Annotated in this window: 12 protein-coding genes; 7 read left to right on the top strand and 5 right to left on the bottom strand. The window is 33.6% G+C overall.

Features of this window, described 5'->3' with window-relative positions:
* Positions 1 to 16: 16 nt before the first annotated feature.
* The gene (serS, locus tag P856_RS02745) at positions 17 to 1,300 is read left to right on the top strand and encodes a serine--tRNA ligase (protein WP_025300646.1); all 1,284 of its coding nucleotides are present in this window, start codon (positions 17 to 19) and stop codon (positions 1,298 to 1,300) included.
* A 1,148-nt stretch (positions 1,301 to 2,448) separates the two neighbouring features.
* Here the strand turns inward: serS and fumC are convergent.
* Positions 2,449 to 3,858: a class II fumarate hydratase gene (gene fumC / locus P856_RS02740; RefSeq protein ID WP_025300645.1), complete on the bottom strand. Its 1,410-nt coding sequence runs from the start codon at positions 3,856 to 3,858 to the stop codon at positions 2,449 to 2,451.
* Between the two features lie 2,679 nt (positions 3,859 to 6,537).
* Between fumC and P856_RS02735 the strand changes: the two genes are divergently transcribed.
* Together P856_RS02735 and P856_RS04510 are read left to right on the top strand one after the other, a co-directional pair.
* The gene (locus P856_RS02735; RefSeq protein WP_052323027.1) at positions 6,538 to 7,383 is read left to right on the top strand and encodes an ABC transporter ATP-binding protein; all 846 of its coding nucleotides are present in this window, start codon (positions 6,538 to 6,540) and stop codon (positions 7,381 to 7,383) included.
* 946 nt (positions 7,384 to 8,329) lie between these two features.
* A complete protein-coding gene (locus P856_RS04510; RefSeq protein WP_264357522.1) occupies positions 8,330 to 8,461 on the top strand; it encodes a hypothetical protein in 132 nt (43 codons plus the stop codon).
* 990 nt (positions 8,462 to 9,451) lie between these two features.
* Here the strand turns inward: P856_RS04510 and P856_RS02730 are convergent.
* The gene (locus P856_RS02730; RefSeq protein ID WP_025300643.1) at positions 9,452 to 9,994 is read right to left on the bottom strand and encodes a DUF2062 domain-containing protein; all 543 of its coding nucleotides are present in this window, start codon (positions 9,992 to 9,994) and stop codon (positions 9,452 to 9,454) included.
* Between the two features lie 965 nt (positions 9,995 to 10,959).
* On the bottom strand, positions 10,960 to 12,744 hold the full coding sequence (locus P856_RS02725; protein ID WP_025300642.1) for an ABC transporter ATP-binding protein: 1,785 nt from the start codon (positions 12,742 to 12,744) through the stop codon (positions 10,960 to 10,962).
* A 46-nt stretch (positions 12,745 to 12,790) separates the two neighbouring features.
* Between P856_RS02725 and P856_RS02720 the strand changes: the two genes are divergently transcribed.
* The 4 genes from P856_RS02720 (at position 12,791) to dut (ending at position 19,925) form a co-directional block, all read left to right on the top strand.
* Entirely contained in the window at positions 12,791 to 13,450 is a 660-nt protein-coding gene (locus P856_RS02720; protein WP_025300641.1) for a fused DSP-PTPase phosphatase/NAD kinase-like protein, read from the top strand.
* Between the two features lie 1,513 nt (positions 13,451 to 14,963).
* Positions 14,964 to 16,148 (top strand): tRNA 2-thiouridine(34) synthase MnmA, encoded by a 1,185-nt coding sequence (gene mnmA, locus P856_RS02715; RefSeq protein ID WP_044214896.1) that lies wholly within the window; start codon positions 14,964 to 14,966, stop codon positions 16,146 to 16,148.
* A 2,113-nt stretch (positions 16,149 to 18,261) separates the two neighbouring features.
* Complete coding sequence (coaBC, locus tag P856_RS02710) at positions 18,262 to 19,479, top strand: bifunctional phosphopantothenoylcysteine decarboxylase/phosphopantothenate--cysteine ligase CoaBC (RefSeq protein ID WP_025300639.1); 1,218 nt, start codon at positions 18,262 to 18,264, stop codon at positions 19,477 to 19,479.
* Positions 19,476 to 19,925 carry a dUTP diphosphatase gene (dut, locus tag P856_RS02705; RefSeq protein ID WP_025300638.1) on the top strand — a complete coding sequence of 150 codons (450 nt, stop codon included), beginning with the start codon at positions 19,476 to 19,478 and terminating at the stop codon, positions 19,923 to 19,925. Before coaBC ends, dut begins: the two co-directional genes overlap by 4 nt.
* A gap of 299 nt (positions 19,926 to 20,224) precedes the next feature.
* Here the strand turns inward: dut and P856_RS02700 are convergent, their stop codons facing one another.
* Positions 20,225 to 21,031, bottom strand: a complete 807-nt coding sequence (locus tag P856_RS02700) for an inositol monophosphatase family protein (protein ID WP_025300637.1) — start codon at positions 21,029 to 21,031, stop codon at positions 20,225 to 20,227.
* A 48-nt stretch (positions 21,032 to 21,079) separates the two neighbouring features.
* On the bottom strand, positions 21,080 to 21,652 hold the full coding sequence (efp, locus tag P856_RS02695) for an elongation factor P (protein WP_025300636.1): 573 nt from the start codon (positions 21,650 to 21,652) through the stop codon (positions 21,080 to 21,082).
* Positions 21,653 to 23,855 lie beyond the last annotated feature (2,203 nt).

Here is a 23,855-nt window from a genome sequence, read left to right as displayed (position 1 = left end):
AGCCTATAATTTAATCATGCACGATATTCAAAGCATACGTAAACATAGTGCCGCTTTCGATAAAGGATTAATCAAACGAGGCATAGCTTCACCTTCTAAAGCTGTCTTAGCTAAGGATTCAGAATGGAGAGCAATAATTACTAAGCTACAGATTGCTCAACGAAGTCGTAATGAAGCATCCAGACAAGTATATGTTGCTAAATGCAAAGGGGAAGGTGTTGAAGACATTATTGCTGAGATATCGCAAATTAAACATTATATAGCTAACCTGGAAGAATTAGAGCGGAAGCTTGCCGCTGAAGTTAATGCTATGCTTGAGATTTTGCCCAACATTCCAGCGGATGATGTGCCAGATGGCCTAGATGAAAATTCTAATATTTTAATGCGTACATTCGGTACCCCGCGCAGTTTTAATTTTTTACCAAAAGATCATGTTTTGCTTGGTGAAGGGTTAGGTATGATGGATTTTTCATTGGGTGCTGCGCTTGCTGGCTCTCGATTTGTTGTATTGAAGAGTCATCTAGCTAAACTAGAGCGATCAATCGCATCCTTTATGCTTGATATTCATACAAAAGAATTTGGATATACTGAGATTGTTCCACCTTTCATTGTGCGTGATGCTGCGGTTTATGGCACTGGACAATTACCTAAATTTTCTGACAGTTTATTTCAAACCATCGATGGATATTGGTTGATTCCGACTGCTGAAGTTCCTTTAACTAACTTAGTTGCAGATAGCATAGTTGATGAGAATGAACTACCTTTGCGTTTTACAGCTTATACTCCGTGCTTTCGTTCAGAAGCAGGTGCTGCTGGAAGAGACACTCGTGGTATGATTCGGCAACGTCAGTTTACTAAAGTTGAGTTAGTATCTATAGTTCATCCAGACAATTCAGACGATGAATTAGAGAGAATGACTAATTGTGCTGAGACTATTCTACAAAAGCTTGGCTTGGCATATCGTGTGATGAAGTTATCTGCAGGTGATATGGGGTTTACTGCTCAGCGCACTTATGACTTGGAGGTTTGGTTGCCGGGTCAAAATGAAGGCAAGGGACAGTACCGCGAGATTTCATCTTGCTCAAATTGTGGTTCTTTTCAGGCGCGACGTATGAAAAGCAGATTTAAAGCTAAGGGAAAAAAGAAAACTGATTTTGTCCATACATTGAACGGTTCCGGTCTTGCTATTGAACGAACGATGATAGCTATTCTGGAAACGTATCAGAAAGAAGATGGCTCAATATCGGTTCCTGATGTTTTACAACCATATTTTGGCAGGGATCTGATTAATTTAGTATAATAATTGCTGGCCATATCATACGACATAATTTACCAAATTGCTTGTTTAATGATTAATGCGCTGCAATTTGCAGGTACATAATGCAAAGAATAAGGGTAAATAACTATCTATGATTCTTATAGAATAAATCTTTTTAAGTGTTACAGTTAAATTTTAATTTATTTTAAATATTTTATGCAAACAATAAGATGACCTTTATTAGATTTCTACTAATCTAGAATCCTTAGTGATTCTATGGAAATTATTTATTAAAATACGATAAAAGCATCATACAATAACAAAGCGCTTTTCTGTATGTGATTGGTTATAACCTATCAAGCTTTCTATTCTAGGCACTATTTACAAATTTTAACAATGGATAATAAAAATATCATTTTAAAAACTATAATTTAATTGTTAATACCTGATTTTATCTTTTCATTGCGAAAGCACGGGACACTAATCGGCAAATTAATTTGCTAATGATAAAGCAAAGAATTGCAAGTATTACCCACCATTTCAGATTCATCACTTATTACTTTTTAAATTTTACAGCATAATCATAATTTAGTGATAAATGTCGAGCAACTTAATTAAAAAATTATGATCTACAAGAAAGCAAGCGCAGTCACTTTATGGCAAGCATATCTTACTTAGCTTTTAGTTGATTAGGAGAAAAATACTACTGTCATTAGCGATTCTTTATTTGTTTTTTAGTACTGTAAATGAATTCAAAAACAATCTTTCAATAAACTGTGTAATTTTTAATAGATTTTATTGACTATTACAATAATCCTAGCTTCTAGGATTTTTAAATTGTTTTTGTGCTATAAATTGTAGTTAAATTATTTTTTAAGTATTGTAATGCCGTTGTTTAATATCCATGAAGAAATCCACCTATTAGATCTTTTCTTTAGTAATGGCTAGATGAGTTTAGGTAATTAACCTGTTTTCAAGCATGAATTTCCTTTGCTGAAATAGAAATTTTTTGTTCACCATAGATAAATTTATTATCTGGTGTAATCGTTGCATTAACTTAAAACAACTATTTTATTTGAAAAGAAAGTTGTACATCATCTAAAAGAATACAATGATTGCATGAAAATGTTTTTTGTGTTTCTTTCGCTAGTTTTTACAGATAATATTATGAGAAATTTTAATTAATTCTTCTAATCGAACGCTGTTTGTCTCCGCGATTCCAACATTGTTTCTGTACATACCCACTTGTCAAAATCTGCTTCTGAAACTAATCCAAGGGCGTTAGCAGCCTGTTTTAGACTAATGCCGTCTTGGTGTGCTTTTTGGGCAATCTTAGCTGCTGAATCGTAGCCAATATGTGGTACTAAGGCGGTAACTAGCATTAAACTACGGCTTAATAAATCGGCAATACGTCCTTTGTTAGCTTCCATCCCTTCTACGCAACGTTCAGCAAAGCTAGCTGCTGCGTCGCCCAGTAAACGAATTGACTGCAATAGCGCATCTGCCATTACTGGCTTAAATACATTAAGCTCAAAATGTCCATTAGAACCAGAAACAGTGATGGTAGTGTGATTCCCCATTACCTTAGCACAGACTTGAGTCATAGCTTCAGCTTGAGTTGGGTTAACCTTTCCAGGCATAATGGAAGAACCAGGCTCATTGGTAGGTAGAATCAGCTCACCTATACCGCAACGAGGGCCGGAACCAAGCATGCGTACATCGTTTGCCACCTTCATTAGAGATACTGCCACAGTATTAAGTACGCCAGAAATCTCTACTACGGCGTCATGGGCGGCAAGCGCTTCAAATTTGTTAGTGGCAGAAGTAAATGGCAGCCCTGTAAGAGCTCTAATCTCTTCTATAAATTTTTCGGCGAATGCCGGATGAGTATTTATACCAGTACCTACTGCCGTACCTCCTTGAGCAAGTTGTAAAAGTCGTGGTAGAACTGCCTCCAAACGTTCTATCCCAGTACTTACTTGAAATTGCCAGGCGCCGACCGTTTGACTTAATTGTAATGGCGTAGCATCTTGTAAATGGGTGCGACCAATCTTAACAATACCTTGAAATTTTTGTGCTTTTTTAGCTAATGCGTTTTGTAAACAATTTAGTCCAGGCAATAGTCGAGCGTAAATCTCACGCACTCCGGCGATGTGCATGGCAGTTGGAAAACTATCATTGGATGACTGACCTAGATTAACGTGATCGTTAGGATGTATTGGGCTTTTTGTACCAGGCAAATTACCTAGATATTTATTCGCCAGATTTGCAATTACTTCGTTTAAGTTCATATTAGTGTGAGTACCGGAACCGGTTTGCCATACTACCAAAGGAAATTCGTCGTCATAATTTGCTGCCGCAATCTCTGCAGCAGCTTTCTCAATAGCTTTAGCTAGCTCTATTTTTAAGGTACCAAGTTTGCTGTTAGCTCGGGCCGATGCTTGCTTTTGCAAGGCAAAGGCGTGTATTAGTGCACTAGGTATTCGTTCAAAACTGATTGGAAAGTTTTCCAAGCTGCGTTGAGTTTGGGCTCCCCAATATCTATCGTTTGGTACGTACATGGTTCCCATGCTGTCAGTTTCTTTACGGTTTATGGACATTTAGACTCCTTAATTAGATTAGAAAAGATATTAGCGCTAAAAATAGCAATAAGCCCAACGTGTGAAACCAGCAAAATTGATCAAGTGGTATTAGTTATTCTAGTGAATAACCGCCTTCTATTAATAATTACGGTATCTTAGATGAAGGTTGTAGACTTGCAAGAGAAGACCCCATCATAATTGTCGAGATTTTGCTCGCAGTCTGTGCTTTAGCTCTAGGGCATGAATTGTTCACAATACAGCAAGATCAAAACCAGACACTTCATCATTTCTCAACGTTTATGTAAACAGGTTGCGGATATATCTTTTAATTAGATCGCTGTAGATACTGGTAGTATTAAGGAGAAAGAATCACTCGAACACTTTCTGCGTTAACATCTATATCTAGGCATTGGACTGTGAGAGGCAAGTCGTCGAGTAATGGTATTCAATTCCAGTAAAAATAAATTTAATACGCCAATTAATTTTGCGCGTTGCCGTTGTTACCGATTCAAGGATAGCTTCTTCATCAAATTAATAACTTAGGGAAATGCTCCTAATAGCGGAGATATATTACACAAGTTAGTCAACCTAATAGTTAATTGTTACTAGATGTGCTACTATAAGGTAACGTTGAAAGATCATTCTTTTTTGTTATTTTCATAAACTAGGCGGATTATTTTCAGTCTGAGCTAAACTTAGCCAAAATTGCTCTTGCTTATAGAGCACGATTAAGTGGCGGTCTTGTCACAAGACATCGGTGCACTGAAATGATTAAGTATCACAGTCTACAATGGAGTAGTTAGCGCTTGAACATAATACTAATTAGCGCTAACTTTGATGTACTTGCTCTTATTAAAACCAAAACCCTGAATAGTAGAATAGGGGGTATATTACAAACTTAACACGTGTGGGCATTCCTATCATCGCTTTTACATTGATAGCATTTCAATATTCTTGTTAAGAATTAGCAAAGGATTCCTGCGTATTTGAACAACCTTTCAGTGCTGATTATTGATTCTTATTCTGCTGCTCTAATGATCAGCAACCAAAATGTCATAAAATTTGCATGGCTTAATATATCCGAGCATCAGAAATAGTATAATAACTTTAACAATTTCTTATTCACCTTTAATTACGATTGGCGATTGATTTAGCCCAAACTTGTTCGCCGGATAGATTAAAGGCGCAAAGAACAGACTATTATTCTCATTATCTCTTGCTCTTTTTTTTATTTCTATCCATAGACAACCATTGTCTTAAATTGCCATATTGACCGACTTAGTGTTCAGCTTACAGCTAATTTTTTTATAGATGTGCGCGATACACGCGCGAACCGTATTTTACTACGTTTTCTCGCCTTGTGCAAAATTTTGTTATCTGATGTAGTAATTATACAAATAATCAGAAGTAAATTAACTTTAATCTATTACAGCAGTAGTGCTGGAAAATTAATATAAATTTATTCTAATATAGCCCAATATACCTTCTTTAATTGCTTAATCCGCTGTACCTAAAGCTTAATGAATTTGCTTATCTTAATCACTACCTACTTTCTAGGTTTCTTCTATATTAATATTAGTTGACTCGCTTACTATATTAAAGCATAACTGCATAATAGTAATAAAGCATAACTGCATAATAGTAATAAATTACATAAATTAAGGCTTAATGCTATGAGCAAAGGATTAAGTAGGTTGCAGTGATGTAAAAATAAATAAACCGAAGCGGTAGCTTTCTGTTGTTTGCCTGAAAACTAGTTCTTTTGTAGTAATTAATCGAAACATTAGCAATACCTATAAATATCCCTATATGCTTTGATTGATTTGCTATTTTAATTAATATTTCATCTAATGTTTTCTCAGCTTTGGATGGATAACAATCATTTAAATGTAGTCTAATGTGTTGAGGTCATGTGTAGCGCGCTTGATAAAATCAAAAAGTAAAATGTAGACGAAGTATTTTAATGATATATCCAATTTATATTGTTTTTGTTTAACTTTTAAATCTTTAACTATCATTTGTTCCTTATGGCAAATGTGTTTTACAGTAATTATTATCGTAATTAATTAAGTAGATACAATTTTAATAAAAAATTTTGCTAAATTTATTTAGCATAATGCGCTATTTTTTGATAAATAGTTTAGTAAAACTTATTTTTATCATTAAGAAATAACTTAATATTTTTTGATTTCTATGAAGCGGAAATTGTACTACAATCTCTATACCTTTATGGTTTAGCATTACACAAACCAGCATTTTAATTCCTCTCAGGAACTACTAGAGGCAGCAATGCAACAATTAAGCCTTATTAAAATAGTATTTGTGAATATTTATTTTAAAAGCTGATCAGACAACTTGTGTAATATCATTAACTATAACTTTTGTTTTATACAAGAAAAATCAAATTTCCATATAGTTGATTTGTTAATACCAGGGATGATATTATATATTTCATATATGAGATTAGTAAAGTTATCGTACTGCTTTATCGCAGCTGGTGCGACAAAGCTTATTTATTGCTTGCAGCTTAGTTGCAGCGAATAATTGAGGTCTCAAGATTATTTCAACCAAACTGAAATATACTTATAAGAAAAATTATACAGGCTGGATTAACTATCTGGTTAGATAATACTATTAATCGCAGTGGTTTAAATATGTATCTTGATAAAGACAATAGCTAAAATTAAGTTTTTAGTAATGGAAGGAGCATTTACTAATGCTAATCTTATGAGCTTCTCCCTAGCATTAATATCTAATCCTGCCTCAATTAGCCTTGACGCAAAGAATATTAGTTTATATGACGGCGATAAAATATTACTCGAAGTAGTTACCTTGTCGGTAGGAACAGGTGAGGTGGTTGGTTTGCTAGGTCCTAACGGTTCTGGTAAGAGTACCTTGTTAAAAATTCTTGCTTGTATTTCTGAGCCATCAGAAGGAGAGGTCATACTGAATGGTAAGCCAATTATCGGATTAGATCGCAAATCAATTGCTCAAATGATAGGCTATTTACCGCAGGGAGCTAATAGTGAATGGCCGATTTCAGCACGTGAAGTAGTTATGCTTGGTCGTATTCCTTTTCTATCGTCATTATCCAAAATTTCTGCAGCAGATCATATCGCAGTCAACAAGGCTATGCTGGCAACAGATACTGCACATCTTACTAAAAGAGCGGTAACTACACTGTCTTGCGGCGAACGTATGCGGGTTATGCTCGCACGTGCCCTAACAGGAGATCAATCGCTACTGCTATTAGACGAGCCGGTAACAGGTCTTGATCCACGTCACCAACTAGAAGCTATGATCTTACTTAATCAGCTTGCTATGACTGGTAGAAGTAGCTTGGTGGTTTTGCATGACATAACATTGGCAGCCCGATTTTGCCGTCGGATTTATGTATTACATCAGGGGATGATAGTTTCTGAGGGGCCTCCTTCTGAGGCACTCGATATCGGAATTATGGCCTCTGTTTTTGGTATAGAGGCTCGGTTTATCGAAGAAGATAAAGATGTATTGATTATTCCTTGGTCTCTTCAGAAGTCATAGTTCTAGGCTAAGCAATAGTTTACTGCTTTGTTTAGTATTTTTTGAATCAAACCTATCACTATAAAAATCTTTCTAATCATAACAATGTTTATTTGCGCGATATTGATTATTTAGGACATGAGATCTGATGTTTTATAGAATATTATGTTCGCTCAACAAACTTTCTATTCTAATTGAAAGTGTAGCTTTTTATTGAAAAATCCTTGCACTATGATTGCTTAGCTAGCAATGTTGATTTAATTAGTAGCAGAATTCTGTGCTATGCTTACATTGGGTAAGTTTTATTTTACATCATCTTCGTAGTATTTTATATTCTTTAAACTACTTCTTAGCTATTGGGAAAATTTAATTCAGCATACATAAAATTGATCCTAGGAGGACTGAACTGAATTTTATTTATACTTAACAAAAGATCTTCCGGTGAGTAAAAGCAATCTTTAGTAGCATTATTATGGGAGATTACATTTAAGGAGAATAGCATTATAGTCTAGCTTAATTTTTATTTTTAGTCGAGGATACTTCTATGAGATTGAGAGCAAATAAGTATAATAGTAAGCAACCTGAATTTTATCAGCTAGTTTAGTCTGCGATCTTCAATGATTCTATTAGTGTTTTTTTGGTGATGAGCTGAATGAATCTTGCTGCAAGATTCCCATTATCGAATATAACATTAGTATATCTCAACGACAACAAGAATGAGTTTACTGTAGTTTTTTGTAAGGTTGCTTACTTTAATCCTGGGTACTATCTATAGCGCTTATTTTATTGATCTTAGCTTTGTTTCATTTAGCAATTTAATTATAGTGATAGGCTAGTGCTTTTTAAGACCACTATTATCTTAATTATGGTTTAACCATATCAAATAGCTATGAGTGCACTCTTAAGCTAGTTATTTCATATAACAAGCTTAAGGAACTAAAATTCGTTAAGAAAAGTATTCTTATTAATGACCTGGCCAGTTAGCCTTCGTTTTGGTCATTTTGCTGTCTCTAAACAGAAGAAATATCTGTTTAATATTATTGTAGATGCAATAGCGCATATACTCTTGTCTCCTATTTTGTTAGTGCTATTCTGTTAATGTACTCTTTTAGGTTTATTTGGCTAGTTTATTCATAATTTAGAATTTTATCATCCTTCTCGATTAAATGTTTTTTAAATTAGCAAATTGTGCTACAATCAAACGAATACAAGTTTCCTAGCGTATATTGTACTAGATAAATCTTAACAAGATCGTGGACTTTTGCTATATTTGCTTGTGATTCAATAATTAATTAAGATTTGCTGTATGCTTGCAGACATTAGTATTCTACAATAATCATTGCTTATTTTGCAGCAAACATTTTCATTAAGCATTTTTTCTTTATAAGAAGAAATTCAGCTATCTTTATTTTAAATAATTTTTCAGTCAGATAAATTTTGCTTATTAGTTAATTGATAATGATTACGCTATGATCTGATTAAGGCAATGAAATACCAAAACTACTGGATATTTTAGCAATAGCTTCAATCAAATACTTTGATCTAAATTAGAAATGATCTTGATTTTAACTTAGTCTGAATAAAAAAATTAATCTAATACTAAATTTAGTAAAACAACATAAAATAGTGCTTTTTTTATTTTTACCCTGGTGGATAGTATAATAAATAGTTATTTTTCTTCTCATAAACATCTAGATAATTAAATATTATAAGTTAATATTGCTCCTACAGTTGCACTATTTCAATTACAGTACATAATAATTTTATTAAATTTAATTCGATAATAATTATATCTTAATAGTATTAAAGATTAAGTTATATTTTAGAAAAACTTGAAAATGTAAGTGCTTTTCTATAAAAGTAAGATTTTTGCTTGGTATTTTATAATTTATGCTTATTACTACTGCTTAATTAACTTGTTATTTGTAATTTATACTGTGATTAATAGCTTTAAGCTAATACCAAAGATTCGTTTTGGATAGCTTGTAAGCTAGTTTTGGAGTAGCATGCGAGGCATCATATTCCAGGGAAACTATTGCACTTTTATCTAGGTGGTGTAAATCATTCGTTACTTACTTTGTGTAGTATTTTATTTGTATGCAGTTTTACTGGATTTGTTGCTAAGCTTTTTCTTAAGCATACGTTCTTTACGACGTTGTATTCGAGTTTCCAACAGGCGCTCAATTATTTTTCCTATGTAATATCCCAACGCTAAGCCGATAATCATAAATGGTACTGATCCTAGAAATATTGCAGCGGTACCTTCTTTTAAAGCGTACAAAAAATACCTAATATTTTTAAAATCTTGTACCTCCATCACATTGGAGCATCTGATCGCGTGGCATCCAACCCAGTAATAAAACGTGTAAGTTGGTACTAAGGTTAATGGGTTAACTACTAACGAACCAATTAAGGCAATTATCCAGTCAAAAGTATCCTGACGCCATAAACGGTTGCAAATAAATGTGATAAGGAAGCATATTAGCGCTTGCAGACCGACAGTCGGTGAAAATCCAACTACCATTCCCATAGATATTGAACGGGAAATTACTCCGGGCGACATACTTGTTTTCTTCCACTGACGTAATATCTTACCGATTATTTTTATTTGCAATCTCGGCCTACTCACCATACAGGAATATAATAGTACTGGAGCAGCTATATTCTATTTGTTATACATTTAAAATATATTGCCCGATATTTTGCTTAAAATTAGCCGTATTGGATACGATTAAATTTTACTTTAGAATGATAATTCGAATTACATTATCAAGATTAAATCTTATACCTTGAGAAGGGCAGCGAGAGAGGTTTTCTGTTTTTTAAAATTCAAAGCCTATAAACCGATAATGCTATTCAAAATTAGATTGAAACCTTAAAATGTCAAAGAACAAAAATGTGACTTTTTTGATTATAATTTTGTTTTTATATTCTTAGTTATTTATGTCTCAACTTGGTTATTTGGATTTTAGGGGATCTAGCTTAAAAAATTATGTTTTAAGACAATACTTTGATTGCGTATAAGTATTTACTTATAATTATAATTGCTTCATTTGTTGAAGTTAACGCTGTTAACTCAATTATTTTTTAAACCTAGGACAATAAATACTGGGCAGTATACTTAAGATATATATTTTTGATATCAGTATTTGGTATTCTAATGATTATTCTGATCGTTATCTTTTAAGGATAGCCGAGGAGAAGGTAGAAATATTCCGGAAGAGACCTATGTATGATTAGGATAATGCAATAGCTTATGTATTATATATTTGGGGATTGTTATTATCTTGGTTCATTGGAAAAGTGGTAGCTAGACGTTTTTGTAGAAACGATTATCTACTCTTTGATTTATGATTTGTGCTTTAAGTTAATTATTAAGCGCTCCCATTATTAATTATAAAATAAATGAAGTCTACACTTCCATTTATAAAACAAAATTATCCAGATAGATTTACTCGTATTATAAAAACGTATTTTTATTAATTGCAGCAGTATTATTTATAATTTTTGTATCTAAACCTTAATACTTAAAATTAATATTTTTATAGGATTATATTTTGACTTTAATGATCTCTTTGTCCGTTGTTTATTATGAATCTACTTCAGAGAATTTTGGGATTGTCTAGCGTAAAGCTGAGCGTAAGTTCCTCCTATCTTCATTAGCGCTTGATGGTTACCACTTTCTACTACTTTTCCGCCTTCAACAGCATGAATGACATCTGCTTCTAGCAGCGTAGATATCCTGTGTGTGCTAATCAAGACGGTTCTATTTTTCATAAGTTTTACAATTGCATTATGTATCTGCCGCTCTGATTCGCTATCTAGCGCATTAGTTGCTTCATCAAGCAGTAAAATTGGTGCGTTTTTCAGTATAGCACGTGTAATAGCAATGCGTTGTCGTTGACCGCCAGATAGCTTAAGTCCGCATTCACCTATTCGAGTATTATAGCCCTTTGGTAAGGAAGTAATAAAAGAGTGTGCTGCAACTTGAGCTGCTGCATGCAATTCCTCATCCGTAGCTTCGGATCGAGCAAAACGAATATTTTCAGCAACGGTATCATCAAAAAGGACAATTTCTTGACTTACCAAAGCTATTGAATCACGTAAGCTATTTATAGTTAAAGCACGCACATCGCTTCCACCAATAGTGACTGAGCCACTGTCTACGTCAAAAAATCGTGGAATAAGATTAATAATAGTACTTTTGCCAGCACCGCTAGGACCAACTAATGCAGTAATTTTGCCAGCTGGAGCTACTAAATTAATACCAGCTAACGCTTCATTTCCCTCGGAATAGCTGAATCTCACATCCTTTAGAGCAATGTCGGCTGGAGCTCGTACCATGGCTTTTGCATAAGGTGCTTCGACTGTATTTGAACGATAATCAAACAGGACAAATAGCCGCTCAGCCGCTGCCAAACCTTCCTGCAAAGTTGTGCTAACTTTCCCAAGGCCGCGCAACGGTTGATAAATCATTAGTATAGCAGTAATGAAAGAGAAGAAAGCTCCCGGAGTCGTTCTTTCTTCAATAACTTGATATCCTCCATAAACGATTATGGCTGCTATAGCTAAACCACCGAATCCATCGACAATCGGCTGCACAGCAGCACGTACTAGGCTTTGCTGGTAAGTTATTTGATAAATTTCATTACTTAACGCGTAAATGCGTTTAGTTTCTGATCTCTCCATTACATAGGCTTTGATCACCCGAATACTCTGAAAAGACTGATTTAGCAGTGTTGTTAAATTTCCCATACAGACTTGTACTACACTAGAAACTTGCCGCATGTGTTTACCTAATTTTTGTATAGGCAAGATAGTGATCGGTGTGATCAACAAAGCGATTAATGATAGCTGCCAATCTTGGTATATCATTACTCCAAACAAGAATATTGCCGATAAACCGTCACGTATTAACCCAACTATGGCACTAGAAGCTGTTTGACGTAAAGCCTGGACGTTGACAGTAAAGTGTGATACTAGTACTCCCGTAGATTGACTTTGGAAGAATGCTATATCCTGATTGATGATATGAATGAACAATCTAAGTTGAACGTCTGCTACAATTCTTCCTCCCACTTTAGCAAGGAGAGCTTCCTGAAAAAAAGATGCTAAGGCTTTCACCGCAAAGGTTATCATTACCGCAAAGCTAACTAGCCATAGCATAGAATAGTTTCTTTCTACGAAGACTTTATCAACAATAGGATCCATTAACCAAGCGGTAACAGCTGTTGTTAAAGCTACCATCACCATGGCAATAGTAGCGTAAACTAACCATTTTGCGTATACTTGTACGAAGGTTTTCCACAAGCGAAACAATAGCAAGTCGGTACAAGTGTCTTTTAGCAAAATTTTAATTTTTTTGTGATTTATACCGATCATTTGATTTCTGATTTTGTTGACAGTAGGCTTGCGAAAGATTGCTAAAATGCTGGATATTATAACTGATACTATTCGCCGTGCAGCTTGGTGGAATCTCATGTTAGTTGATCATGGCTTTGTGCGTGTATTTTTTTTGAATAAGTGCAGGGTTGATAAAGATCTTTGGCGTTCTGCTCAACCTAGTCCTACTCATTTGCGCAAAATAAAAGCAGAAGGCTTTAAAACAATCTTGAATTTACGAGGTTTCCGTAATGACGCTACCTATACTCTGGAACGTGCTGCATGTGCAGAACTTAAACTTAATTTAGTCGATTTTCCTATTCGTTCACGCTCAGCCTCAAACAAGCTAACTATGCTAGCTAGCATAGATATTTGGAAAAACTTAGAATATCCAGTATTGATGCATTGTAAATCTGGAGCAGATAGAACTGGATTTATGGCAACGATGTATTTATGGCAGCATAAAAAGGTTCCTTTACGCCAGGCTATGAAGAACCACTTATCTTTGCGTTATGGACATGTCAGACAAGCTAAAACAGGAGTTATTGATTTTTTTTATGAGCAATACCTGCAGGCAGAAAAAGAAAGTGGAATTACTTTTCGCAATTGGGTAGAAACAATTTACGATCGTGATGCTATGGATAATGCTTTTAAAGAGAAAAGCGTAAGCAATATTTTGATCGACTGGCTTTTGCGTCGCGAGTAAAAATTATTGCTAGATTAATAATATTATTTTATTCTATATAATAATGATTAATAATGCTGTAAGTAAAATATTATCGATTATTTATCTAGCTATCATTTATCGATTCTAAGATTAAGACATTATCATGAGGTCGTAGTAGTATAATTAAGATGGTTTTGCTTAGGCGAGCGATTAATTCTTTTGAGCAATTTTGCTAGTTGTTATAAAAAATAAATCCATATCCGGATTTATAATTCTGTCTATAAATGGCTCGTTAAAAGCTTTTACTTTACTATCAGAGTATAATATTTTGTCTGTTTCTCTATAAACAAGGTTTTTTTACACAAAAAGGTAGTATATGGATGATTATTTATCTAGTAGTAATTTGAAGTGAAATTAATTGACACAAACAATACCCTACCTAATTCCAACAAGGTTATTCACAGTTTTGTGTTTTTGTGAATATCATGTTCTGCAAAAGCTATTAAGGCGATATCATCAAAAGTGCTAAGATCAGTTTTAATATAATTGCAACTCTTTATGTTTGCTACAAATTTGTGTTATTTGTTATAAATTTTGTGTAGGTTGACTTTATCGTTGTTTATATCTCACCATCTATATCCCCCCATTTTTACCATAAAATTTCCTCTGATTGAAAGAGATTTCATTGAACTTATTATTTCAAGCTTTTGCGAGCACTGTTGTTAATCATAGACAGTAAGATATTGCTTTCTGTTATGAAATTCGCTTCGATATGATTATTATCATAAACTTAGGCAATATTGCATTGGTACGTAATAATATATTAGGTGGAGGCTAAATCAAACTATCTTAGTTACTATTTTTTACGATTAAAGCTTGTTATTAGTTACAAAGTAAAAATTTGTAAAAATATATGCAAAAACATAAAAATATATGCAAAAACATATATTGTGTACATTAAAGGAATCTTATCTAGTTAGCTAGATAGTGATTGTCTAATTTATACTTATCCTTAGGATAAGTAATTTGTGTAATTATTTAAGATTAAATTGTAAAAAATTTTATTTAATACCTAATATATCGCTCGTTTGGAAATTTTATTATGTATTCAATTGATGAAAGATTATCGCTTGATCATTTATAGCAATCATTACTTATCCGTAGTCATATTATATTAATGAATTAACTAGCGCTGTTTTGTGATAATTTGCTTTATAGATTTTTAGTTAGTATTAGATTTTACCAATCATTCTGTAGCTGGTAAGTTAGCAATAGCGTAATTTTGTTGTATTAGAATTATAACTTAGATTAAAATTGTCGTTTTAACTTGCTAGTATCTGCAGCATTGCTAGTTGATCTTTTTAATGAACTATTGAAAATATGTCACATGGGACTACGATACTTAGCTTTTATATCAAAATTATTCGAGATGGGTACTAAGCTTTGGCAGTTATAGCTGAAATTAATTTTATAATCATCTAATGATTTCCTAGTTTTTATTTATAGTTTTATCAGTTCTATAGTTTTATCAGTATAGATATGCTTGTGCTTTATGAATGATTTGCTTCCTGATTTGGATTTAAACTTACCTAATCCGCGTAGAGATCAGCGTGTTGTCGTAGCAATGTCTGGTGGCGTTGATAGCTCAACAACGGCTTGTCTATTGAAGCATGCTGGTTATGACGTTGTTGGCATTACTTTGCAGCTTTACGATCATGGTTTAAAGATTGGTAATGCTGGTGCTTGTTGTTCTGGTAAGGATATTTATGATGCTCGATTAGTAGCTGAAGTAGTTGGTATTCCGCATTATGTGTTGGACTACGAAAGCCGTTTTCGCGAGAGAGTGATTGAAAATTTTGCTGACAGCTATTTGCGAGGCATCACTCCTATCCCTTGTGTGCAGTGCAACCAAACAATTAAGTTTAGAGACTTATTGGCAACAGCTCGAGGCTTGGGCGCATCTGCGCTGGTTACTGGCCATTATGCACGTAGAGTTCTTGGATCTCATGGTGTTGAACTTCATAGAGCTATCGACTTAGCTAAAGATCAAAGTTATTTCTTGTTTACTACTACAAGAGAACAGCTTGAATTTTTACGTTTTCCTCTAGGAGATTTTAGGAAAAGTCAGACTAGAGATTACGCTCATCGGCTTGGTCTAAATGTGCAAGATAAGCCAGATAGCCAAGATATTTGCTTTGTGCCTAATGGCAAATACTCAGAAGTAGTTAAAAAATTGCGCCCTGGAGCATATGAACCAGGTGAAATAGTACATATGGATGGTACGGTAATTGGTCGTCATGAGGGTATTATTCACTATACGATTGGCCAACGCCGTGGCCTTGGTATAGGCGGTAGAAAAGCTATGGATGGTTTATCTCATACCGATCCTCTTTACGTGATTAGCCTATCTCCTGAAACACATCGAGTTGTTGTTGGCCCGCGCTCAGCATTGGGAACGAATCATGTTATGGTTGGTGAATTAAACTGGCTTATAGGGGGACTTGATGAAAATATTAACCTATCTTCTAGTCTTCGCGTATTTGTAAAACTTCGATCTTCTCAAGAAATTACTATGGGTACCTTGTATTTGGCTGGGGATAGCGTCAAGCTGATTCTTGACGAGATGCAATTTGGCATTTCTGCAGGACAAGCAGCAGTCTTTTATGACGCTGATGCTGGCAATCGTCTGCTTGGAGGTGGTTGGATCATGAGAACTAGAAAATCTGTGGAGCAATAGATAAGGAAAGAGTAAACGTAATGATCTAAGAGGCTGATTAGTTTTAGCATCTTCGCTATATTTTGTATATATGTGTCAACTAGTTGAATAAACAGTAATTTATATTGCTATATTAATTATATAGAGCAATATATTAGAGATTCTTGCTTACTATTTTACTGATCCTATTAAAAGAATATTGTATTATTGAAGCTGTTAGGTTGTTTGAAGTAATTGCTATCATTAAGCAATGACTTCAATTAAGAAGTGGTATATTTGTCTATATATCAAATTCTTTTCTGATCCATTATGGAATGCATAGGAAGAATTTTTTTGAGTTTTATGGAGATATTTTTCATTTTATTTGACGAATTATAAGGTCATAATCATGTTATGATCATCTATAAGAGGTAGATTGATTTTGTTTTTTATTATGTTTAATAATAAGTATTCATTAAATAATTTCATAATGATCTAACAGGCTAGAAATTGTAATTACCTATTGCTTTATTTACTGCTAAATGTATTAATTTTCTTGGCTAGTTCAGCAATATACTACTTTGCTATCGGGGAACATTTATGCATACAGGCTGGGAAGAAATCTTCAAAAATTGACTCTATTGGCTATTGTGCTGTCATTGGTGGGGGACTATAAAGTGATGAGGAGTAAGTAAAATTTAATTACTAATTTGCTACATAAAGATTAAACTCAAATAACAAGACTATTATAGCCAATGTATTAATAGCATTGTTTAGTTAAACCCTATATTCTTTAGGTGTAAAGAAATACTAGGTCGATTTTACTCTATCCATATAGAGTAATTGATTATATAAATTAAGGTACTATACTCAAAACATGTGTTACATAGTATTTATCACTATTACTATAATGTTTGGCTCTTAAAGAGCTACTCATGAATATAAACTTAGGAAATTTTAGCAAACTACATCATTCAGATATGATAATTAAAAATTCTTTACCGATTATTGTTCTATTTTAGCCTTAATAGTTGATTAATTGGATAGTTAGTTTATGGCCATCCGCTTGGCTTTTCACTATTGTAAATCACACTATGTTTCAATAGTAGTCATTAGGGTACAAGTGTATGCTCATAAATACATCCCAATGAACAGCATAGACATGCCATCATAATTAGAGCAGGGAGTCAATATTTTGTTAATTGTTGTGAAATGCACATTTAGCAGATTACTGTAATTCAGTTTTTGGGTAACTATTGGACTATTCCAGTAAAGAAAAATAATCAGCTTAGTTTATCTATTGCGTTTTATTAGTGCTATAGCCCAGACAAGTTGCGATTGTGAATTTTGGTACGTACATCAAGTTATTTGTGTTTTGGTATTGGATAGATAAAATTTAAAATTGTTTTGGCTGATATATTATTCTAAACAATAGAAACGGTGCTTGTCATAACTTTGACTTTTACATAAATAATATAATTTATGCGTATAATTAATAATGTCAAATATATGGCTAAATAATTAGCTGTTAAACATAATTACAGCTGAAGTGCATATATCGAATGCGCTGTTGATTTAATTTCAGAGCCATCTTTAAACTAAATGCTTATTCCGGTAATGCTAGATTGATATTAGCGAAGAATATTTTTGTTGTTCAGCATTTCTTGTGATACAAAGTGGAGTAAATCAGATCATTCAATTATGTTACTTTCAAGTAAGTAATTACTTTAAATTAGATAATAATAGCTAATTCTTAATAGTTTTGTTAAGACTTTCTCGTAAGCTATATATTGACTTTAACAAGCATTATACAAGTATTTCAATTACTTAGCTATTTATAAGTAAGAGTAATTCAGGTGAGTAAATTAAATCTAATACAACTAGGCAAAAATTTTTTTTTGTTTATTACTTCAGCTACCTAAAATAAATTAACCTTTAGTAATATTTTATTTACTTAATATTAGTTTTTTTTTGTTAAAATCATCATTTTAATTCGATTGGTTGCTTAGGCTAGGAAATGGATTTTAGTTTTTTTAATCTATATTCTATAGATACTTCTATCGCTGCTGCTAAAATATCAAATATTTAATCTCTGACCACGAGAAAGATCGGGTAGAATGTATCATTCTGTGTATTTGCCTAGGTTTTTTTAATTATGAAGCTAAGTAATAAAAAAATTATTTTGATAGTAGGCGGTGGAATAGCTGCTTATAAAGCACTTGATTTGACTCGTCGTTTGCGTGATCGTGGTGCAATTGTCCATGCAATATTGACTAAGGCAGCTGAACATTTTGTTACTCGGTTATCGTTGTCAGTATTGACGGAAAACAAGGTTTATACAAATTTATTTGAATTAACAGAAGATTCTGAAATGAAACATATTAATCTTTCTCGTTCTTCTGATCTTATTATTGTTGCTCCTGCTACTGCGGATTTAATTGCAAAAATGGCTAATGGATTGTGTGAAGATCTTGCTTCTACTTTATTGCTCGCAACTGATAATGATGTGCTAATTGCTCCTGCAATGAATTTGCGTATGTGGGAGCATCCGGCAACTAAGACAAACTTAACGAGGCTAATATCCAGAGGAGTACGAATAGCTTGGCCAAATAAGGGATATATGGCATGTGGCGAGCATGGATTTGGTCGTATGTCTGAGGTAACTGATATTGTTACGGAGGCGGAAAATTATTTTGTCAAGCGCTCTGGTTCTCTCGCTGGGCGTAAGGCAATTGTAACCAGTGGACCGACATATGAGTCTATTGACCCAGTTCGCTATATTGCTAATCGTTCTTCTGGCAAGCAAGGATATTCAATCGCTAAGGCTTTGGTAGATTTAGGATCTGACGTTACTCTAGTTAGTGGCCCCACTAGCGAACCTTATCCTCTCGGAGTAAATACTGTACTGATTGAAAGCGCTACTGACATGTTAGCAGCTTGTGAGGCAGCTTTGCCTGTTGACATCGTGGTATGTGCTGCTGCAATTAGTGATTGGCGAGTAAAAACTATAAGCAAACATAAGCTCAAGAAGGAATCTGGCGGCATTAAAACTTTACAACTTATTGAGAATGCAGACATATTACAGATCCTTTCCCAAAAGACTGAGGGTAGACCAGCTTTAATGGTTGGTTTTGCAGCGGAGACAGAAAATGTACTAGAGCACGCTATGGCTAAGTTGACTCGCAAGGGTTGTGATTGGGTTGTAGCTAATAATGTTTCTTCTGAAGTTAATACCTTTGGCAGTGATAATAATACTATTTATCTGCTTAGCAACGATAAACTAGAAAATTGGCCAACTATGACTAAAGTTGAAATTGCTCATCGTCTTGCCGCCAACATAGCAGAGTATTTTCAGAGTAGGAATTTTACATGAGCCTTTTTATTCGTGTTGTTCGCTTAGCCCATGGAGCGGACTTACCGTTACCATCCTATAAAACTAGTGGTTCTGCTGGAATGGATTTGCATGCTGCTATTTGCGCTTCGTTGAATCTAGTGCCAATGGAGCGCGCGGTTATTGCTACTGGGTTATCAATTGCTTTACCTAAGGGTTATGAAGGGCAGATAAGAGGACGCTCAGGCTTAGCGCTTCGCTACGGCATTGCTTGTTATAATGCACCTGGGACCATAGACAGTGATTATCGTGGTGAGATCAAGGTGATGCTAATAAACCTTGGTAAGAAAGTGGTGACATTTGAACACGGCGATCGCATTGCTCAACTAGTGATATCCCCTGTCATCAGTGTAGCTTGGGAAGAGGTATATGCTTTAGAGGATACTAAGCGCGGAACTGGTAGTTTTGGTTCTACTGGATTGAATTAATCAATTTTTATCTTTTAAGCTGAGCAGTAATCAAATCTAGGCAGTTTTTTGTTTAACGTAAACTTGTTATTCTTATTGATCTAAAATAAAAATCGAATAATGACCAAATTGGGGAGGGGTGCATACATAAGCAGATTGTCAGATGAGTTAAGATAGTCAATGTTTTAAAGCAATAATAATTAATATGAAATAATCTACAGACATTGTTCTCTTGTTAATTAATTTATCTCTACTGCAATAAAATAAACTTGATAAAATCTTATTCTCTAAGTGAATTAAATATGTTAGTCAGTTATAATCTAAAAGATATTTATATCGCTTAACGAATTGACTAATGTAGTATGCAAAGTGCTGTTGGCTGCGATCAAATCTCCCGATTTTAGCAATGCAACCCTACCTTTAAAGTCGCTAATATAGCCACCCGCTTCTTTTACTAGCAAAATACCAGCCGCTGTATTTCTGATGGTTAATTTTTTCTCCCAGTATCCATCAAGCCGGCCAGAAGCAACCCAAGCAAGGTTTAGTGCTGAGCTACCGAAGCAGCGCACACCAGCGCTTGTTTCTCGCAGTTTAGCTTGCGATATGCTAAATAAATTTTTATTATTACTAATTGCAGAAGTAGGAATGTTAGTAGCTAACAAAGCTTGCCGAATGTTACTACGGCTAGATACCCGTAAGCGACGATTGTTGAGATATGCTCCGGAACCTTTTTCTGCCCAGTAAAATTCATCATTTAATGGTTGATAAATTGCACCAGCAATTATCTCACCTTTTTCTTCAAGTGCAACAGAGATGGCAAAATGCGGGATTCCATGTAAGAAATTCTTGGCACCGTCAAGTGAGTCAATAATCCAACGCTGTTTATTCGGATCAGTACTTTGAAGTGTACCTTTAGCTTTCATTAAGAAACCGTATTTTGGTCTAGCTTGCTTCAGCTCTTCGTATAGTGACCGTTCGGTTTGCCTGTCGGCAGTTAATACGAAATCTATAGGGGTCTTTTTAGAAACTTGCAAATTTTCAATCTCGCCAAAGTCTCGCCGTAGGTTGCGTGCTGCTTTTTGGCAAGCCTTGAAAATTACATTATACAAGGCCGAATGAACGGCCATTAGTATATTCCTCTGTGGCTAAATATTATTTTAAAAAAAACCAGACCATTAATTGTCATTCTTCGCGCGCTCAACGTAGCTGAAGTCTTCAGTTTTCACAATAATACAAGCTCCAGTTTCAATATAAGGTGGTACTAAAATTTTCAAACCATTTTCTAGAAGAGCAGGCTTATATGAGGCTGCAGAGGTTTGTCCTTTAATTACAGAATCTGCTTCGACAATTCTCATAACTACTGTGTGTGGTAGGGAAATAGATAGCGGCTCTTGCTCGAAAAACTCGATACTTACCGTTAAGCCATTTTTTAAGAATGATCTTTTATCACCTATCATTCCAGCATCAATCTCTATCTGAGAGTAAGTAGTTGGATCCATAAAGTACAAGATATTGCCGTCATCATATAGATAGGTTGCTTCACGTTGTTCTAGACGTATAACTTCGACCTGCTCTCCCGCACGAAAACGCTCGTTTATTTTCGTACCATTTCTAATGTCTTTCATCTCAACCTGATTAAAGGCTCCACCTTTGCCTGGTTTTACTGCCTGGGCTTTAGTAATAATCCAAAGTCTTTTTTTATGCTCCAGCACGTTGCCGATGCGTAGTGCATTTCCATTAAACTTCATTAGGATTCCCGAATAATTTAACGAAAAAAAATTATATAAAGCAAATCGCTTTTTAGCACATTGTTGAGCAATATGTCTAGATTGATCATTTTACTAAAAAAATCAAAATTTAATGACAATACAAATGATTTAATAAAAAACAGATCATTATATTTCATTAATTATTATAATCTAAATTTTAACGTTGTTAAACTATTAAATTTTCCTGTTAAGAGTTACGTGCTAAATATAGAATATCTAATATAATATTGTATATAAATTCTAAACTATTGATTTATCCATTAGACAATATTAATTAACAATGCTAGGCATTGTTAATTAATATTGTCTAATTCTAAAGTTAGACTTTACTCTATTTTGCTAAATATAACCAGTTATAATTAAGCGATTAAGTGATAATTCATAAAATAATAGTCTCAAGCTTTAATCACGCCATAAAAGTTTATTATAACAAGGTAATTTTCAAGCTTTTCATTGTTTCAAGAGTTAATGATGTCATTGGTTTCTGGTAAGATGGAGATCTTTATTCGAAAAATATATAGTTAGAAATAAGGTGGAGAAGTTAGTCAGTGTTTTATACTTAGAAGCATCTATAAAGGCAAATTCAACTATCCCCAATAGATGCTTAGTAATTTTTAATGTATTACTAGTAGATAAAAATATTTCACTAGATCCAAATTATTCTACTGCATCCTTAATAAAGTGTATTAATCAAGGCATTATTGAATGTTATTCATGCTAAGCGAAAATAGCTAATTACGTTAATCTTACGATTAAGATGTTAAGTTCAATGGACTGATCAGTGCAGTCAAACAATATAGAAATAAAAATATTTTATGATGAGGATATTCTATAATTTATCGTCCTATGAATATAGGAATGCTTTGTTCGAAATGACTAACATTGATCGTTTTTAATTAGTGAGAACTGATAAATAAATGACAATTTTTGATAAATTTCTGTTGTTTTATTACGTTCTTTAAAAAAAAAGAACGTAATAAAACAACCCTTCGCTTAGCATAAACAATTTCCAGACCGCAAGCTTGCACTTGTAGCATTCTAGTTAAGAGCAAAATCAATATTATTTTTTTTACACCATTAAAAAACACTAAATAATACGAAGAACAATGTCTTGATATTTTATCAAACTATACTTTTACTTTGTAAAGTACCTCTTAAGGTAGAATTTTGTTGGTTCACCATAACGAATAATTAAATGTCATCTATGTAAATAGATAAGCTTGCCATACAGCTGTCGCTATCTTTTTAGCAAGATAAGCCCAAGAATGTGAGCGCTATAATTATTGATTATCGAAAAGTTACAATAATTATATTAGATCATCGTCATATGATTCTCATTGAATAAATTCGCAATTTAAATTGTACAAATCCACCTAGCATAATATACCATAAAGTAAAATACTTTTAATTAAAGTATAAAAATAAGATTCAATTATTAGTTAAATTCATAAATTCTTGTATTTATTATCCATACTAATATAAACTTGTAAATATGCTAATTTGAACGAAGGAAAGATAAATTAAATATGATAGCCTTCTTTCAAAGCTTATAATTCATTGTCAATGACAAAGCAATAGCATAGACTACAAAAGTCAAAAATCATTGATTTTTATCAATTAATGTAATTACTTAGTCAAAATTCTGGTTTGATTGTAGTGAATAGATAGCAAATTTTGCTTTTTACCTTCGATTTTTATTCAAAAATTTTCGCAATTAAATTATAAGCCTAGGTTCAGTAATAATCATTATATTTTAAGTTTTAACACTGTTTAGTGGTTTGTTTAACTAATACATTTGTTTGTTAAAAACTATACATTTTAGCAGTGTGGATTTATTTTCGGTCTAATATATTATGAAATAAAACTTTGGCTATTTCTAATGCTTCCAGTTTATCTATAAACTGTCTGCATTCACAAGCATAAAATAATGATCTGTCTATTAGTTAGGTAATTTTGTTTAAGATTAAATTCTAGATTGACAATCTTATACGACTATGTATTTCTCAGCGAGTAATCTAATGAATGTGCTAACGTCCTTATCTATAAATTGCTATCGCTTTGTCTTATCATTAATCAGATCCTTTTATTCGCCTAGCATAACGGTAACCATGAGGAGAATTTGTTTTTTAAATTAACAAGGATGCTATTTTGTCTAGATTTGATTTGCAAGATATAATTAAGC

The organism is Candidatus Endolissoclinum faulkneri L5, assembly GCF_000510265.1.
Lineage (GTDB): Bacteria > Pseudomonadota > Alphaproteobacteria > Thalassobaculales > Thalassobaculaceae > Thalassobaculum > Thalassobaculum faulkneri_A.
This window is presented reverse-complemented; position numbering and strand designations above follow the sequence as displayed.